This is a genomic window from Pseudomonas sp. HB05, from assembly GCF_016756915.1.
Lineage (GTDB): Bacteria > Pseudomonadota > Gammaproteobacteria > Pseudomonadales > Pseudomonadaceae > Aquipseudomonas > Aquipseudomonas alvandae.
On the sequence record NZ_JAESPG010000002.1, the window covers coordinates 47,926 to 64,505 of the forward strand.

At 56.6% G+C, this 16,580-nt stretch carries 12 protein-coding genes and 1 tRNA gene; 7 read left to right on the forward strand and 6 right to left on the reverse strand.

The features are described from left to right. Nucleotide 1 precedes the first annotated feature (1 nt). The 3 genes from uvrC (at nucleotide 2) to JMN22_RS02775 (ending at nucleotide 2,557) form a co-directional block, all read left to right on the forward strand. A complete protein-coding gene (uvrC, locus tag JMN22_RS02765; RefSeq protein WP_030141408.1) occupies nucleotides 2-1,825 on the forward strand; it encodes an excinuclease ABC subunit UvrC in 1,824 nt (607 codons plus the stop codon). Nucleotides 1,826-1,857: 32 nt separating this feature from the next. Next, complete coding sequence (gene pgsA / locus JMN22_RS02770; RefSeq protein WP_030141409.1) at nucleotides 1,858-2,418, forward strand: CDP-diacylglycerol--glycerol-3-phosphate 3-phosphatidyltransferase; 561 nt, start codon at nucleotides 1,858-1,860, stop codon at nucleotides 2,416-2,418. 63 nt (nucleotides 2,419-2,481) lie between these two features. After that, nucleotides 2,482-2,557: transfer RNA gene (locus JMN22_RS02775), tRNA-Gly, on the forward strand. Between the two features lie 141 nt (nucleotides 2,558-2,698). Here JMN22_RS02775 and JMN22_RS02780 read toward each other — a convergent pair. From JMN22_RS02780 to JMN22_RS02790, 3 genes are all read right to left on the reverse strand, one after another. Continuing rightward, the gene (locus tag JMN22_RS02780; RefSeq protein WP_198795726.1) at nucleotides 2,699-2,989 is read right to left on the reverse strand and encodes a type II toxin-antitoxin system ParD family antitoxin; all 291 of its coding nucleotides are present in this window, start codon (nucleotides 2,987-2,989) and stop codon (nucleotides 2,699-2,701) included. A 671-nt stretch (nucleotides 2,990-3,660) separates the two neighbouring features. Beyond that, nucleotides 3,661-4,578 (reverse strand): bifunctional methylenetetrahydrofolate dehydrogenase/methenyltetrahydrofolate cyclohydrolase FolD, encoded by a 918-nt coding sequence (gene folD / locus JMN22_RS02785; protein ID WP_236010236.1) that lies wholly within the window; start codon nucleotides 4,576-4,578, stop codon nucleotides 3,661-3,663. 59 nt (nucleotides 4,579-4,637) lie between these two features. Next, nucleotides 4,638-7,067 carry an FAD-dependent oxidoreductase gene (locus tag JMN22_RS02790; RefSeq protein WP_198795727.1) on the reverse strand — a complete coding sequence of 810 codons (2,430 nt, stop codon included), beginning with the start codon at nucleotides 7,065-7,067 and terminating at the stop codon, nucleotides 4,638-4,640. A gap of 147 nt (nucleotides 7,068-7,214) precedes the next feature. On the opposite strand from JMN22_RS02790, the gene JMN22_RS02795 reads away from it, so the two are divergent. Then, on the forward strand, nucleotides 7,215-8,090 hold the full coding sequence (locus tag JMN22_RS02795) for a LysR family transcriptional regulator (RefSeq protein WP_060614021.1): 876 nt from the start codon (nucleotides 7,215-7,217) through the stop codon (nucleotides 8,088-8,090). Between the two features lie 54 nt (nucleotides 8,091-8,144). Here the strand turns inward: JMN22_RS02795 and JMN22_RS02800 are convergent, their stop codons facing one another. Next, complete coding sequence (locus tag JMN22_RS02800) at nucleotides 8,145-9,641, reverse strand: CoA-acylating methylmalonate-semialdehyde dehydrogenase (RefSeq protein ID WP_060614020.1); 1,497 nt, start codon at nucleotides 9,639-9,641, stop codon at nucleotides 8,145-8,147. A gap of 75 nt (nucleotides 9,642-9,716) precedes the next feature. Further along, nucleotides 9,717-11,063, reverse strand: coding sequence for an aspartate aminotransferase family protein (locus JMN22_RS02805; protein ID WP_060614019.1), 1,347 nt, complete (start codon nucleotides 11,061-11,063; stop codon nucleotides 9,717-9,719). Between the two features lie 159 nt (nucleotides 11,064-11,222). On the opposite strand from JMN22_RS02805, the gene JMN22_RS02810 reads away from it, so the two are divergent. From JMN22_RS02810 to JMN22_RS02820, 3 genes are all read left to right on the forward strand, one after another. Continuing rightward, nucleotides 11,223-12,143: a LysR family transcriptional regulator gene (locus tag JMN22_RS02810; protein WP_198795728.1), complete on the forward strand. Its 921-nt coding sequence runs from the start codon at nucleotides 11,223-11,225 to the stop codon at nucleotides 12,141-12,143. 139 nt (nucleotides 12,144-12,282) lie between these two features. Further along, nucleotides 12,283-13,935 carry an electron transfer flavoprotein-ubiquinone oxidoreductase gene (locus tag JMN22_RS02815; protein WP_198795729.1) on the forward strand — a complete coding sequence of 551 codons (1,653 nt, stop codon included), beginning with the start codon at nucleotides 12,283-12,285 and terminating at the stop codon, nucleotides 13,933-13,935. 121 nt (nucleotides 13,936-14,056) lie between these two features. Then, nucleotides 14,057-15,112 carry an ABC transporter substrate-binding protein gene (locus JMN22_RS02820; RefSeq protein WP_060614016.1) on the forward strand — a complete coding sequence of 352 codons (1,056 nt, stop codon included), beginning with the start codon at nucleotides 14,057-14,059 and terminating at the stop codon, nucleotides 15,110-15,112. 160 nt (nucleotides 15,113-15,272) lie between these two features. Here JMN22_RS02820 and JMN22_RS02825 read toward each other — a convergent pair whose 3' ends face one another. Then, the gene (locus JMN22_RS02825; RefSeq protein ID WP_198795730.1) at nucleotides 15,273-16,502 is read right to left on the reverse strand and encodes an OprD family porin; all 1,230 of its coding nucleotides are present in this window, start codon (nucleotides 16,500-16,502) and stop codon (nucleotides 15,273-15,275) included. Between the last annotated feature and the right edge of the window lie 78 nt (nucleotides 16,503-16,580).

Consider the following 16,580-nt stretch of genomic DNA (forward strand, 5'->3'; position numbering starts at 1 on the left):
AATGACTGAACAGTTTGATCCAAGTGCCTTCCTGTCGACCTGCAGCGGCCGCCCTGGCGTGTACCGCATGTTCGACAGCGATGCGCGCCTGCTTTACGTAGGCAAGGCCAAGAACCTCAAGAAGCGCCTGGCCAGTTATTTCCGCAAGACCGGCCTCGCACCGAAGACGGCCGCCCTGGTGGGGCGTATCGCGCAAATCGAAACCACGATCACGGCCAACGAAACCGAGGCGTTGCTGCTTGAGCAGACGCTGATCAAGGAGTGGCGCCCGCCGTACAACATCCTGCTGCGCGACGACAAATCCTACCCGTACGTGTTCTTGTCCGACGGGGCGTTTCCGCGCCTGAGCATTCATCGCGGAGCCAAGAAGGCGAAGGGACGGTACTTCGGTCCTTACCCCAGCGCCGGGGCGATTCGTGAAAGCCTGAGCCTGCTGCAGAAAACCTTCTTCGTTCGCCAATGCGAAGACAGTTACTACAAGAACCGCACCCGGCCGTGCCTGCAATACCAGATCAAACGCTGCAAGGCGCCATGCGTGGGGCTGGTCGAGCCCGAGGTGTATGCCGAGGACGTGCGTCACTCCGTGATGTTCCTGGAAGGGCGCAGCAATGCGTTGACCGATGAGCTGTCCGCCGCCATGGAAGAGGCTTCGATCAACCTCGAATTCGAACGCGCCGCCGAGCTTCGCGACCAGATCGGGCTGCTGCGCCGGGTCCAGGATCAGCAAAGCATGGAAGGCGGCAGCGGCGACGTCGATATCGTGGCGGCGTTCATCAACCCGGGCGGCGCCTGTGTGCACTTGATCAACGTGCGGGGCGGCCGCGTCTTGGGCAGCAAGAACTTCTTCCCCCAGGTTGGTATCGAGGAAGACGTGGCGGAAGTCATGGCCGCTTTCCTGGGGCAGTACTACATCAGCAGCCCTGAACGCGACTTGCCCAGCGAATTGATCGTCAACGTGGTCCATGAAGATTTCCCAGCCCTGATCGAAGCCATCGACAAGCTACGCGGTCGCGAATTGACCATCAGCCACCGTGTGCGCGGAACCCGCGCGCGCTGGCAACAACTGGCCGTGACCAACGCCGAACAGGCCCTCGGTGCACGTTTGGCCAACCGCCAGCACGTTGCGGCACGCTTCGATGCCCTGGCTGACGTCTTGAATCTGGACGAGCCACCGCAGCGGCTCGAGTGCTACGACATCAGCCACTCAAGCGGCGAGGCAACCGTTGCCTCCTGCGTAGTGTTCGGCCCGGAAGGCCCGATCAAGTCCGATTACCGGCGCTACAACATCGAGGGCGTTACCCCCGGCGATGACTATGCGGCGATGCACCAGGCGCTGATGCGGCGCTTCGGCAAGATCAAGGACGGGGAGGGCAAGCTGCCGGATATCCTGCTGGTGGACGGCGGCAAAGGCCAATTGTCCATGGCCCGCGACGTGCTCAATGAATTGGCGGTCCCGGACCTGATCCTGCTCGGCGTGGCCAAAGGAGCGACGCGCAAGGCCGGTTTCGAGACCCTGTACCTGAACGACGCGGCCCATGAGTTCACCCTCAAAGGGGATTCGCCGGCCCTGCACCTGATCCAGCAGATCCGCGACGAAGCCCACCGTTTCGCTATCACCGGCCACCGTGCCCGCCGCGGCAAGACCCGCCGCACTTCCACGCTGGAAGGCGTGGCAGGGGTCGGGCCCACGCGCCGGCGTGATCTGTTGAAACATTTTGGTGGCTTGCAGGAGCTGTCTCGTGCCAGCATCGAGGAGATAGCCAAAGCACCCGGTATCAGTAAAAAGCTTGCAGAGTCGATTTATGCAAACCTGCATAGCGAGTAGAATGCCCGTCAACCTCGTAGCCAGTTGTGCCGATGAATATCCCAAACCTGATTACCGTCCTACGCGTCCTGCTCATCCCGATCTTCATTTTGTTGTTCTATTTGCCGTATCACTGGAGTTACGTGGCCTCCGCCTCGGTCTTTGCCTTCGCCGCCGCGACGGACTGGCTGGATGGTTACCTGGCCCGACGCTTGGAGCAGAGCACGCCGTTCGGCGCGTTCCTCGATCCGGTGGCCGACAAACTGATGGTCGCGGTGGCCCTGGTGCTGCTGGTACAGGAACATGGCAACCTCTGGCTGACCTTGCCGGCGGCGGTGATCATCGGCCGCGAAATCGTCGTCTCGGCCCTGCGCGAATGGATGGCCGAGCTGGGCGCCCGCGCCCAGGTCGCCGTGTCGAACCTCGGCAAATGGAAAACCGCCGCACAAATGCTCGCGCTGGTGATCCTGCTGGCGAATCCCTCGGACTTCAGTTTCTGGGTCCTGTTGGGTTATGCCTTGCTGCTGGTGTCCGCCGGCCTGACGCTGTGGTCGATGGTCCAATACCTGCGCGCCGCCTGGCCGCACCTGCGGACCGATGTTGATCCGAAATAAAACTTTTTTGAATCAAAGGGTTGACGGCGTGTTGGGAATCTATAGAATGCGCCACACCAAGACGCGGGAATAGCTCAGTTGGTAGAGCACGACCTTGCCAAGGTCGGGGTCGCGAGTTCGAGTCTCGTTTCCCGCTCCAAGATTTAAAAAAAGCCACTCAGATGAGTGGCTTTTTTTTGTCTGAAATTTATGTGCCGAGGCGTCAGCCTGCGTCTGGGAGAGCCTGAGGATGCCGACAATGTCGGTGCGCGCAGCGTTGGAATCCGACACTGCGGGATGCTCAGTGTGTCTCCCTCGCCGGGATGGTTGCCACCTGGCTCAATCCCTCAAGGAAATGCTCCAGATCCCCTTCGTTCAACTGAGTGAAGCGCCCGTGCTCAAGGTCCATGATGCCTATCGAGGTCGCCTGACGCAGGGCCTCGATTTTGGCGGCGTCTTCGGCGATGCGCTGTTCCAATAGACGCAAACCTTCCCGCATCACTTCGCTGGCATTCTGATAACGGCCGGACTGTACCAGGTCCTGGATAACCTGTTTCTGGTGAGGGGTGAGCACAACGTTTCGCGTCGCCATAGTTAGCTCCAGCTCTGAGCAAACAGGTTCTTTCGATCCTTGGCATATTATGCCATTTTGCCCGCGAGCATATAGTTTGGGATGTGTATCTGATGAGCTGTGTCGTACGGGGGGCATCCTTCGCGCCGAACAGCGCGCTGGCTCCAGACCGCATGTGCACAGGGTCCAGTTGCAGGGGGGGCGTCGGGGGACAGCCTGATTGGTGGGCTTTGGACCTCAACTCCATCAAGGCCACCTCTAAGGCGAAGGCGAGCTGGTTTTGGTACCGGCGCTTAAGGACATCCGGTAGCGAGTATTGGGGGAGGGCATAGCTGCGACTCCATTCGAGAGAGTGGGGAGCTTAGCTGCGGGAATGGCTGACAACAAAAAGCCCGCGCATGGCGGGCTCTCTGTATGGGGTCAAATCCTTTTGTCCGTTCAATCTGCGCCCCGTTCTGTGAGCATTTCGTGAAAAGCATGTTGCTGGAACGAAAAAAAAACCTGGCACTTAGCCGGGCTTTCTGTCGATGGGGCCAAATCCCTTTGGCTGACCGCATTGTGCTTGGTGGGTGTGACGAAGGCATGACAGGGCGGATACGAAAACGCTGGCAAAAGCCCACGTAAGGCGGTAAGGCGGGCCTCTCCATAAGGATTGATCGGTTATCGGTTAAACCGCTCCGCTATTTATACTGTCAGTAGCGTGCAGCAGTATTACTCTCAATCGCCTCCGCAGCTGCCAGGGTGTTCTTCATCAAACAAGCAACGGTCATAGGGCCAACGCCTCCTGGAACTGGAGTCATGGCCGCTGCGATGTCCTTGGCAGAGTCGAAATCGACATCACCGACTAGAATCGATACTCCGTTTTTATCGACTCTGTTGATGCCAACGTCAATGACCACTGCACCTGGCTTGATGGCTCTTGCATCAATAAATTCCGCCCGTCCAATCGCTACCACAAGTATGTCGGCCTGACGGCATTCAGCGATGAGATCTCGCGTTCGGGAATGCACAATCGTGACCGTGCAGTTTTCCTGCAAGAGCAAATTCGCCATTGGCTTTCCGACGATGTTGGACCTGCCGACAATTACCGCTTTTTTGCCACTAAGGTCACCTATCTGATCCTTCAACATCATCAGGCATCCTAGAGGCGTGCAGGGAATCAGTTTGGCTTTACCCTGACCCAGCAGGCCCACGTTGATCGGATGGAAACCGTCGACATCTTTGGCCGGGTTAATTGCCGCAATAACCTTCGACTCATCGATATGGGCGGGCAGCGGAAGCTGCACCAAAATCCCATGCACATAGCGGTCATTGTTCAGCTTATCGATCAGGTTCAGCAGGTCTGCTTCGGACGTATCGCTTTCGAGCAGATGAGGGAAAGAGTCAATCCCGGACTCAAGCGCCTTCTTCATTTTGGTCTTCACGTAAACTTGGCTGGCAGGATCGCTCCCGACTAGTACGACAGCCAGCCCAGGGGCTCTGCCGCGCTTCTCCCTGAAGGCCCTTGCACCGACGGCAACATTCTTGCGCAAGGTTTCGGCAAACGCCTTCCCATCGATTATGGAAGCCTCTGCACTGGGCGCTTTTTCCAAAGGTTGTGTAGTGGTCATTTCATCCTACCCATTAGCGTTCAGAAGCTGCCCCCACTTCCATGGAGGCAGTTGCATGATTAAGATTTCAGGCGTTCGCCTTTAGGATCGTAAAGGCACCCACGAATAACTTTCGCAGAGCATTCTTCACCCAGAATTTTGATGGTGAGTTCAGTATCCAGGGACGCAAGTTCGCGCTTGATAAAGCCCATCGCCAAACTCCTGTTGACGCGATAACCGTAGGATCCTGATGTAGTAAGCCCAACCAGTTTCCCTTGGTGGAAAATGGGCTCACTACCCAATGCATCAGCAGGCCCTGCTTGGACTTCCATCAGCACGAGCCGGTGGGCACTCGGCTTCTCTTTTTCTGCCAGCACTGCCGCACGCCCTTCAAAATCGCCTTTATCGGTCTTGATGAAGTAGCCCATGTTGGCAGCCAGCGCCGAGTACTCGGTTGTCAGCTCGCGGCCCCAGATTTGATAGCCTTTTTCGATGCGCATCGAGTCCATGGCCCGCAGCCCGAAGTCGACGATTCCATACGCTTCTCCCGCCCAAACGAGTGCTTCGTAAAGTGCCTGCTGGTGTTGGAGCGGATGGTGGAGTTCCCATCCCAATTCGCCGACAAAGTTCATCCGCAACGCGCGTACGGGAGCGCCAACGACTTGGATCTCCTGGCCGGTAAACCAGGGGAATGCTTCATTGCTCAGATCGGTGTCGGTGAGCTTGGACAGCACCTCCCTTGATTTAGGGCCAGCCAGGATGAGCGTGCCCCAGTCCCGGGTGATATTCGCGATGGAGATATCCGTGTATTTCGCTGCCCGTTGCCGCAGCCAATCTTCAATCAGCAGCTCACAGGCCGCCGGGCACATCAGGTAAAACGCGCCGCTTTCCAGAAGCGTCATGGAGAACTCCCACGCCACGCTTCCTGATGGGGTGAGTACATGGGCGAGCGCTACATCCCCGCATTTGGCAGGAACCTGGTTGGGGCTGATCCGATCCAGAAATGAATGAGCATCCTTTCCAGATATCTCGAATTTTGTGAAGGCGCTCAGATCGAGGATACCCACGCGATTTTGCACCGCTTCACATTCCGACCGGACTGCTGCATCCCAATTGCCCCGGCTGTAGCTGAAGTTCTCGACTGGGGCATTGTCAGATTGTGCAAACCAGCTGGCGCGCTCCCAGCCGTAATAGGCACCGAATACGGCATTCTTGTGTTTGAGTATTTCGTAAGTCGGTGTGGTTTTGACCTCGCGACACGCCGGGCGCATCGCGTATTCGTTCGGGCAACTCAACTGGTACTCGTTGGCGTACAGCTCAAGCGATTTGGCGACTGTGTAGGAAAGGTTCGCGTAGCTACCAAAGCGACGGGAATCCAGTTCCCACAGTTCAACCTCGGGGTGCCCGTCGATGATCCACTGAGCAAGATAACGGCCTGCGCCACCGCCCTGAGTGATCCCGAAACTAAAACCTGCGCAAGCGAAGTAGTTGTCGTAGCCATGCACGGGGCCAAGTAGGGGAAGCCCATCCGGGGTGTACACGATAGGGCCATTGACCACGGTCTTGATCCCGCCGTCACCGATGATGCCCACCTGTTCCATCGCCGCGCCGATGATCTCTTCCAGACGGTCCAGTTCGGGTTGCAACAGTTCCTGGCCGAACGTCGCTGGCACGCCATCGACGGCCCATGCCACCGGCTCTCGCTCGTAGGGGCCGAGGATCAGTCCTTTGCCTTCCTGGCGCAGGTAGTAGGAAATATCCGGATCGCGTAGCAGAGGCAGGTGGTCGGGCCTGTCCAGCAGAGCTGGAATATTGTCGGTAACCAGATACTGATGTTCGAGCGAGCAGATCGGGAACTGATGGCCGATCATCGCCGCCACCTCATTGGCTCTGAACCCGGCAGCGTTGACGATGATGTCTGCGTGAATGACGCCTTGCTCGGTGGTCACCTGCCACTTCTTGTCGGCGAGCTGGGTAATTGCAGTGACCGGATTGTGCCGAACAATCGTAGCACCGTAACCACGGGCCAATTGAGCCATGGCATTGGTCACACTGGTCGGATCGATATGGCCGTCGTAAGGATCCCAGAGCCCTCCGAGCAAGCCGGCGGTGTCGAGGAACGGGTGCAGCTCTTTCAAACGCTTGTTGTCGACCACTTCGACGCCATGCAAACCGGCCAGCGTGGCTAGACCCGACACGCGTTTGAACTCGTCCAGACGTTCCTGGGTGTGTGCCAGTCGAATTGAACCGGTCTGATGATGGCCGACCGATTGGCCGGTCTGCTCGGCGAGTTGCCGATACAGCTCGATGCTGTGTTTCTGCAGTTTCATGATGTTCAGGCTGGTGCTGAACGAAGGAAGGTTGCCCGCGGCGTGCCAGGTCGATCCCGATGTCAGTTCAAGCTTCTCCACCAGCATGACATCCGTCCAGCCGGATTTGGCCAGATGGTAAAGCGTGCTCACACCAGTAATACCACCACCAATCACTAAAACTTTGGCTTCCGATTTCATCTCGGGGGGATCCTTTGACGGGTCAATTGGAGACGTGATTCGCCGGGGCTCCGGGCGTCTGGATTCGATGCTAAGGCGCTTGAGATGGCACTACAAACGATGTATACCAGTTTCATTTATAAGTAGGGCTTATGCCGGGGTGCCGCAATGTCGTTGACCAACCTTCAGCTCAACTGGCTTCGGACGTTTGAATCAGTCGGGCGGCATCTGAGCTTTTCTGCTGCGGCGGTTGAATTGAACATGAGCCAGTCGGCGGTCAGCCAGCAGATAAAATTGCTCGAGCACAAACTCGGCAAGGCGCTGTTTTTGAGGCAAACACGTTCGATCCAGCTGACCGTATCGGGGCGGGCGTATTTGGCAGTGGTCCGGGAAGGCCTTTGGCATATGCACCAAGGGATGAACAACATCTTCAGCTCGGTCGCCCAAGGCGTACTTGAATTGAGCGTAAACAACTCCTTTGCGCAGTTGTGGCTCGCCCCGCGCATGGAGCGGTTTGCTGAGCTGTATCCGCAAATTTCTCTTCGCATGTACGGCGTTAACTGGGAGGCGGATGCGCCACCTTCCAGCGCAGAGCTGGAGATTCGTTATGGTGCCGGTAACTGGCAGCAGTACGATATCCAACAGCTGCTCTCGACTGAGCTGAAACCTTACTGCTCGTTGGACGTTGCCGCCAAACTTCGCAACGCCGGGGGATTGCTCAGCCTGCCCTTGATCGATGTGTTGGGCACACCCAATGGCTGGAGTGACTGGCTGGCTACTTACCCGCAAGGCGAGGCGGAAAACTATCAGCGGTTTTACGTCGATAGTTACGCAATCGCGGCGAGCATGGCGATTGAAAACGCAGGCGTGTGTCTGCTTAACGAGGAACTTGTGGAGAAATCCAGGCTGCGTGGACAGCTTGTGTCGCCGCTCGATCAGAGCATTGAATGCCTTGCCGGTTTCTACCTGCTGAAGCCGCATAACAAGCCGCTGTCAGGGGCTGCACAGGCGTTTTGTACCTGGCTGGAGTCGGAGCTTCGTTAATCTCTGCGAAATGGGTGAGGAATCGGGAGCCCGCCATAAGCGGGCTCCTTTCCCTTAACTGTTACTCGGAAACGCGAACTGCGCAGCCTCATGGCTGGCCCGTTGCGGCCAGCGCTGTGTAATCGCCTTACGACGAGTGTAGAAACGAACACCATCCGGACCATACGCATGAAGATCGCCAAACAGCGAGCGCTTCCAGCCGCCAAAGCTGTGGTACGCCACCGGGACCGGTAGCGGAACGTTCACACCCACCATGCCCACTTCGATCTCGTCACAAAACAAGCGCGCAGCTTCACCGTCGCGAGTGAAGATGCAAGTGCCGTTGCCGTACTCGTGATCGTTGATGAGTTGCATGGCTTGTTCAAGGCTCGCTACGCGCACGATGCACAGCACGGGGCCGAAAATCTCCTCCTTGTAGATGCGCATTTCAGGCGTTACGCGGTCGAAGAGGCATCCACCTAAGAAGAAGCCATTTTCGTTGTTGTTTACCTGAAGCCCACGACCATCGACGACCAACTCGGCCCCGGACTCAACACCTTCGTCCACGTAGCCCTTCACTTTGTCCCTGTGGGCGCCAGTGATCAGTGGTCCCATGTCGAGGCCACAGGATGTGCCGGCGCCAATTTTCAGCGCCTGGATCTGCGGTACGAGCTTATCGATCAGTGCATCGGCGATTTGGTCACCCACACAAACGGCGACGGAAATTGCCATGCAGCGTTCGCCGCACGAGCCGTAAGCCGCCCCCATGAGGGCGCTAACGGCATTGTTCAGGTCAGCGTCCGGCATGAGCACAGCATGGTTTTTAGCGCCGCCCAAGGCCTGGACACGCTTGCCGCGTTTGGTGCCTTCGGCGTAGATGTATTCAGCGATAGGCGTCGACCCTACGAAGCTCAATGCTTTCACTTCCGGCGCCTCGATCAGCGCATCGACCGCTTCTTTGTCGCCGTGAACTACGCTCATTACCCCTTTAGGCAAACCCGCTTCTATCAGCAACTCTGCAATGTAAAGGGTAGAGCTTGGGTCGCGCTCAGAAGGCTTGAGGATGAAGCAGTTGCCGCAGACGATGGCCAACGGATACATCCAGAGTGGAACCATCGCTGGAAAGTTGAACGGCGTAATACCGGCCACAACGCCGACAGGTTGGAAGTCGCTCCAGGCATCGATGTTCGGGCCCGCGTTGCGGCTGAACTCACCCTTCAGGATTTCAGGCGCCGCGCACGCAAACTCGACGTTCTCGATACCACGTTTGAGTTCCCCAGTGGCATCTTCAATGGTTTTGCCGTGCTCTTCGCTGATCATCCGGGCGATTTTGGCTTCGTTCTGTTCCAACAATTGTTTGAAGCGAAACATTACCTGAGCACGCTTGGCCGCTGGCGTCTTGCGCCATGCGGGAAACGCGGCGGTGGCGGCGTCAATGGCGCTTTGAACGGTGGCGCGGTCCGCGAGAAAAACCTGGTGAATGACTTCGCCCGTGGAGGGGTTGAACACGTCGGCGGTACGACCGGCGCCAGCGACAAGTTCGCCGTTGATCAGGTGCTGAATGATGCTCATGGATAGAGACCTCGAAAGTTGAAAAAAAGGGTTGCGCTGGCAAGTACGGCTCACCAGCGCGCAGGGTCTGTGACTTCAGTCGATGTGGTTCAAGGCTTCACCGACGGCATCGAACATCCGGTCCAGGTCTTCCGGTTTGGCGTTGAAGGTCGGCCCGAACTGTAGGGTGTCGCCGCCGAAGCGCACATAGAAACCGGCCTTCCAGAGCGCCATGCCAGCCTCGAACGGACGCACAATCGCATCGCCGCCACGGGGTGCGATTTGAATGGCGCCGGCGAGGCCGCAGTTACGGATGTCAACGATGTGTTTGGCACCCCGTACGCCGTGCAACTGGCGTTCGAAATGCGGCGCCAGGTCGGCGGATTGCTGAATGAGGTTTTCCTTCTCCAGCAGATCCAGTGTCGCGAGGGCCGCGGCGCAGGCAACCGGGTGCGCCGAGTAGGTGTAGCCATGGCCGAATTCGACCGCGTATTCAGGGCTCGCCTGAGTCATGAACGTTTGATATATCTCGCTGGAGGCAATCACCGCGCCCATCGGAATGGCGCCGTTGGTGATCTGTTTGGCCACGTTCATGATGTCCGGTTGCACACCGAAGTACTCTGCGCCGCTCCAGGTGCCCATGCGCCCGAACCCGGTGATCACTTCGTCGAAAATCAACAGAATATTGTGTTGAGTGCAGATCTCGCGAAGGCGTTGCAAGTAGCCTTTGGGAGGAACGATGGCACCTGCGGAGCCCGACATAGGCTCGACAATAACGGCTGCGATGTTCGTCGCGTCATGCAACTCAATGAGTTTCAGCAGCTCATTTGCCAGTTCCACACCACCGGTTTCCGCCATGCCTTTGGTGAAGGCCAATCCAGTCTGCAACGTGTGGGGCAGGTGGTCGACATCCATCAATTGACCGAACATCTTACGGTTGCCACCGATGCCCCCCAGGCTGGTGCCAGCGATGTTCACGCCGTGGTATCCACGTGCCCGGCCGATCATTTTGGTCTTGGTCGACTGACCTTTCAGGCGCCAGTACGCCCGGGCCATTTTTACGGCGGTGTCTGCGCACTCGGAGCCGGAGTTGGTATAGAACACATGATTGAGGTCGCCGGGCATAAGGTCAGCGACACGCTCGGACAGCATGAACGATAACGGGTGGCCGTATTGAAACGCAGGCGAGTAATCCAGCGTACCTAACTGAAGGGCTACGGCTTCCTGGATTTCTTTGCGCGAATGGCCTGCACCGCAGGTCCACAGGCCGGAGAGGCTGTCGTAGACCTTTCTGCCGTCGGAATCGGTCAGCCAACTGCCTTGAGCCGAAACGATGAAACGTGGATCGCGCTGGAAGTTGCGATTTGACGAGAACGGCATCCAGTGCGAGTCCAGTTTCAGCTGGCTGGCCAGGGAAGGTGTGTGAGCCTGTTGTGTGTTCATGAGCAGTGGTCCTCGTGGAGAGATACTCATCGTGGTCAATCGGAGAGTTGTCCTGTTGAGCGTCCTGAATGCGAATTCAAGGCTTGCTTAGAAACTGACACGCGATTAGATTCGATAAAACATACCTTTCGATACCTTTAGTTTCGGGTTGTCTAAACTATGAAAGCGCGCCGTCCCAATCCCGTTGCTCAAGTCACTGATTTTGATATTCGAATGCTCAAAATTTTTCGGAGTGTCGTGGAATGCGGTGGGTTCTCCGTTGCCGAGAGTGTTCTCGGTGTTGGCAGGTCAGCGATCAGCCAGCAAATGACAGAGCTTGAACAGCGATTAGGCTTACGGTTATGCCAGAGAGGGCGCGCCGGGTTCTCCCTGACGGAGGATGGGCAGCAGGTGTACGAGGCGTGTTTACGCTTGTTGTCCGCAATGGAGGGATTTCGAAGCGAAGTCAACGGGATGCACAGTCACCTTCGGGGCGAGTTGATCATTGGCCTGACGGACAACCTGGTAACGATGCCGCACATGCGTGTCACGGACGCACTGGCTTCACTCAAGAAGAAAGGACCTGACGTTCAGATTCAAATTCGAATGAGTACACCTGGTGAGGTTGAGCAAGGCGTGCTGGATGGTCGCCTGCACGTTGGCGTCATCCCGCAAGTCGGTGCGCTTTCAGGTCTTGAATATCAGCCGCTGTATAGCGAGCGTTCCCAGCTCTATTGCGGTGTTGGCCATCCTTTGTTTTTCCTCAAGGATCTGGATTTGAGTGAGCAGCGTATCCAGGAGCAGGACGCCATAGCCCCGACATTCCGCCTACCTGCAACCATCCAGGAGCACTATCAAGCGCTGAAGTGCACTGCCAGCGCATCGGATCGGGAAGGGATGGCTTTCCTGATTCTCACCGGGCAGTACATCGGTTACCTGCCCGACCATTACGCGCGGAGTTGGGTTGCAGAAGGAAGGCTCAGAGCACTGAAACCCTATTCCTGTTTTTACGATCTGACGCTGGCTTCTGTCACTCGAAAAGGTCGCCGTCCCCATTTGGTTTTGGAGACCTTTCTGGAATCGCTTGCGGTGAACGGGTGACGGGTTGTCGAGCCTCCGAGTGGTCACTCATGGATTAGCTAAACTTATTAATAAGCAACTGATACATCGTTTGTTGTAGCTGTTAAGCCGCTCGTACGATGGGCTCCAGAGGCTATGTTCGATGCCTGTGGAGGTTTTGATGCAACGCGAGGCTATGGAATTCGATGTCGTCGTAGTGGGTGGAGGGCCTGCCGGGCTATCTGCTGCCATTCGCCTGCGTCAGCTGGCGATTGCAGAAGGACGGGACCTGACGGTATGTCTCGTTGAAAAAGGCGCAGAGGTCGGCGCGCACATCATGTCCGGTGCTGTATTCGAACCCACCGCGCTCAATGAATTATTTCCTGACTGGCGAAACATGGGGGCACCACTGAACACCCCGGTGCAGTCAGACGAAATTTTCTATCTGTCATCCTCGAGCCTTTCAATTCGGGTTCCCGGGGTGTTCGCGCCCAGCACGATGCACAACGAAGGTAACTACATCGTCAGCCTGGGCAACGTTTGTCGTTGGTTAGGCCAGCAAGCGGAGGCTCTGGGCGTCGATGTGTTTCCAGGCTTTCCTGCTTCCGACGTTCTGTACGATGAGGCAGGCAGGGTCAGAGGCGTTGTAACCGCAGACATGGGTGTGGGACGGGCCGGAGAACACAAAGGCGGCTTCACCCCGGGTATCGAGCTGATCGGTAAGCAGACTGTCTTCGCGGAAGGCTGTCGCGGGCACTTGGGCAAGCAACTGATCAGCAAGTATCAGCTCGATGCCGATTCCGATCCTCAACACTACGGTTTGGGTATCAAGGAAGTCTGGGAAATCCCCGCTGCGCAACATGTTCCCGGGCTTGTGATTCATAGCACTGGATGGCCATTGACCCAGAGTGGCACGCAGGGTGGCGCCTTCATGTATCACTTGGAGGACGGCACGGTGGTGATCGGGCAGGTCGTGGATCTCAACTATCGCAATCCTTACCTCTCGCCGTTTGATGAGCTTCAACAGCTCAAACATCACCCTCTTTACGAGCAGTATCTTCGGGGCGGCTCTCGCATAAGCTACGGCGCGCGAGCCATTGCGAAAGGCGGGCTTCAGTCCTTGCCGAAAATGCACTTTCCGGGTGGTCTACTGATTGGGTGTGATGCCGGCACCTTGAATTTCGCCAAGATCAAAGGCTCCCACACGGCGATGAAGTCCGGAATGCTGGCGGCTGAAACGATCTTTGAGGCTTTTGCTGCCAATGAGTCGGCTGGCCAGGATCTGGCAGCGTATGACGGGAAATTCAGGGCATCGTCCATCCACGACGAACTTTACCAGCAGCGTAATTTCGGACCCGCCATGCACAGGTTCGGCAATCTGATCGGGGCCGCATACGCCTGGGTTGATCTGAACCTGTTGAAAGGGAAATTGCCTTGGACTTTCCACGACAAACGCCCCGACTACTCGACCATGGATCCTGCCGATAGCGCTTCGGTCCTTCACTACCCGAAGCCCGATAACGTCCTGAGTTTCGATAAAACTTCCTCAGTCTATCTGTCGAACACGAACCATGAAGAAGACCAGCCCTGTCATCTGACGCTCAGGGACTCCTCAATACCCATTGCTTTTAACCTGCCCACCTTTGCCGAGCCTGCGCAACGGTACTGTCCTGCCGGTGTGTACGAGATTGTGCAGGAAGGGGCGGCGAGCCGATTTCAAATCAATGCGCAGAACTGTCTGCACTGCAAAACCTGTGACATCAAGGACCCGAGTCAGAACATCGTTTGGCGTGCACCCGAGGGAGGCGGGGGGCCCAACTACACCAGCATGTAGAGGAGAAAGAGTCGCTACGCGATTGAGCGACCGGAGCGTTACTAGTGCGATGCGTGGAACAGAACAATAACTAATTCGATGAACACACTGCCTTCCTTACTAGAAATCTATCGGGAGCGTCATGAAAAAATTAGCGTTAGTCCTCGTCTCTGGTTTGACCTCCTTCGCCGTAATGGCGCAAGAAAACCTGACGGTTGTCACATATGGCGGGAGTGTCGCGGCGGCTCAGCAGCAGGCTGCGATCAAACCCTATGCAGATAAAACAGGCGTCAAGATTCGCACTGAAGATTATTCGGGAGGTATCGCCCAACTCAAGGCCCAGGTTGAGTCTAAAAAAGTTGCCTGGGATGTGATCGACATGGAACTGCCAGATGCTGTGCGGGCATGCAATGCCGGTTTGCTGGTCCGCATCAACCCGGCGAAAGATCTCGAGGCCGCGCCTGATGGCTCCACAGCGAAGGATTTTCTTCCAGGTTCACTTAATGATTGCGGGGTCGGTGCCTACATCTGGAGTACGACGGTGGCCTACAACACCAATGCCTTTAAAGGGCAGCCACCAACCACGCTGGCTGATTTCTTTGACCTCAAGAAATATCCTGGCAAGCGTGGCCTGCGTAAAGCCCCCCAGGCGAACCTTGAATGGGCTTTGTTAGCCGATGGTGTTCCTCGTGATCAGGTATACGCAACACTTGAGACTGATAAGGGGCTTGAGAGGGCTTTTCACAAACTCGACTCTATCAAGAGCCAAGTGATCTGGTGGGAGGCTGGCGCTCAACCTCCACAGTTGCTGGCTGACGGTCAGGTCACGATGACCTCCGCCTGGAATGGCCGGATCTGGGCCGCACAAACGAAAGAAAAACAGCCATTCAAAATCATCTGGGATGGTCAGATGTATGACATCGATGTGTGGGCTGTTCCGGTTGGTGCTCCCAACATGGCCAAGGCCATGGACTTCCTGCGTTTCGCAACCTCCACTCAGATTCTGGCGGACCAAAGCCAGTACATCGCTTATGGGCCTACACGCAAGTCGTCCCAGCCACTGGTCCACGCTGATATGAAGTCGAGTATGCCGACTGATCCAGATAACTTTGCGACAGCATTGCAGGTGGATTCGCAGTGGTGGGGTGATCATGCTGACGAGCTGAATGAACGTTTCAATGCCTGGCTTGCAAAATGATCCTCTGAATCTAGCCGTCAAGCCGTGTGGGTCGGCTTGCCATCGAAGTACCAGATTCGATGAGGGGTAACGGCTAGTAGCCTGGCTGAACCAAAAGGAATTGTTCTCTGCTTGGTGCACATTTGCCCGACGCTAGCGTCGGGCTTTTTTTGTGCGTTATTTAAAACAAAGAAAATGCGTAACTGGCGATCAACCGATTTTCATCAATGTCACGACCATCATCGCTGCGGTAGGTTGCGTTACGCCAGCGGACGGAGAGGCCTTTCAGGACGTCTTGAAAAGCGTAGGTCACATCGATGTCGCGCTCCCATTCCTTTTCGGCGCCCGGTTTGTCCAAGCCTGTCCCGCGGATGTAAGCGGTGAAAAAGGTCAGGCCAGGAATACCCATTGCCGCGAAGTTGTAGCCATAGCGCATTTGCCAACTGCGCTCACCGGCGCTACCGAAGTCGTGGTATTGCACGTAGTTGGGCAAGTAGGGGTTGTTGATGTAAGGGAAACCGGTCGCGCCCTTCATGACTTGGTAGGTGGCCATTACGCTGTGGCCGCTGTCGAGGTTGTAGCCCACCGCGGCGGAATAGGCCCGGTTATCGACTTCACCCGCTTTTGCGGCGCCGATATCGCGGCTGGAGAACGCACGTACATCGGTGGTCACTTTGCCTTTTCCAAGACGCGTGGTGTGAACCAGTCCGAGGAATTGCTGGCGATACACGTCGTCCAACTCACCGTAGTAATAACTTCCCGTGAGTGTCGGCGTGAGTTCATAGCTGCCACCCCCATAACGGAAACGGTCTCCGACACCTGTTGCCTTGTAACGCCCATCTTTGGCCGCAATACCGATATCACGTTTATCGGTAGAGTCCGGCGTGACGGTTTTATCGAACTGCGCGAAATTGACGGTCAGGTGTTCGATCTCGCTGGAGCTGAGTTGGGTGCCTTGGAACGTCTGGGGAAACAGGCGACTGCCATTGAATTGCAGCACCGGAACTTTGGGCAATGCAATGCCGTAGTTGATGGTTGTTTTCGAGAACCTGACTTTGGCCGCCACTCCACCCTTTGAGTACTCGTCAGCGGCTTCACCGGAGGCGCGTCGTGGTAACAGGCCGCTACCGGTACGGTCTGGGCTGGAATCCAATTGAAAACCAGCGTATCCCAAGGCATCGATGCCGAATCCTACAGTGCCCTGTGTAAAGCCGGACGCGTAGTTAAGCAAAAAACCTTGTGCCCATTCATCCCGCTTGGACACGCCGACGCCATCCCGGAAGTCGCCGTTGTAGTAGAAGTTGCGTGCTTCCAGGGTTGCCTTGCTGTCTTCAATAAAGCCTTGGGCAAGCGTGGAAATGCTCCAGCAAACACCGGGTACGAACAATGCAATAGAGAGGTTACGGTTCATTTTTATTATATTCCTGACACGACGGGTCGCTGTTCGGTACTGGACCGAACAGAAACGCGACGGAAAGTTGTGAGGGGA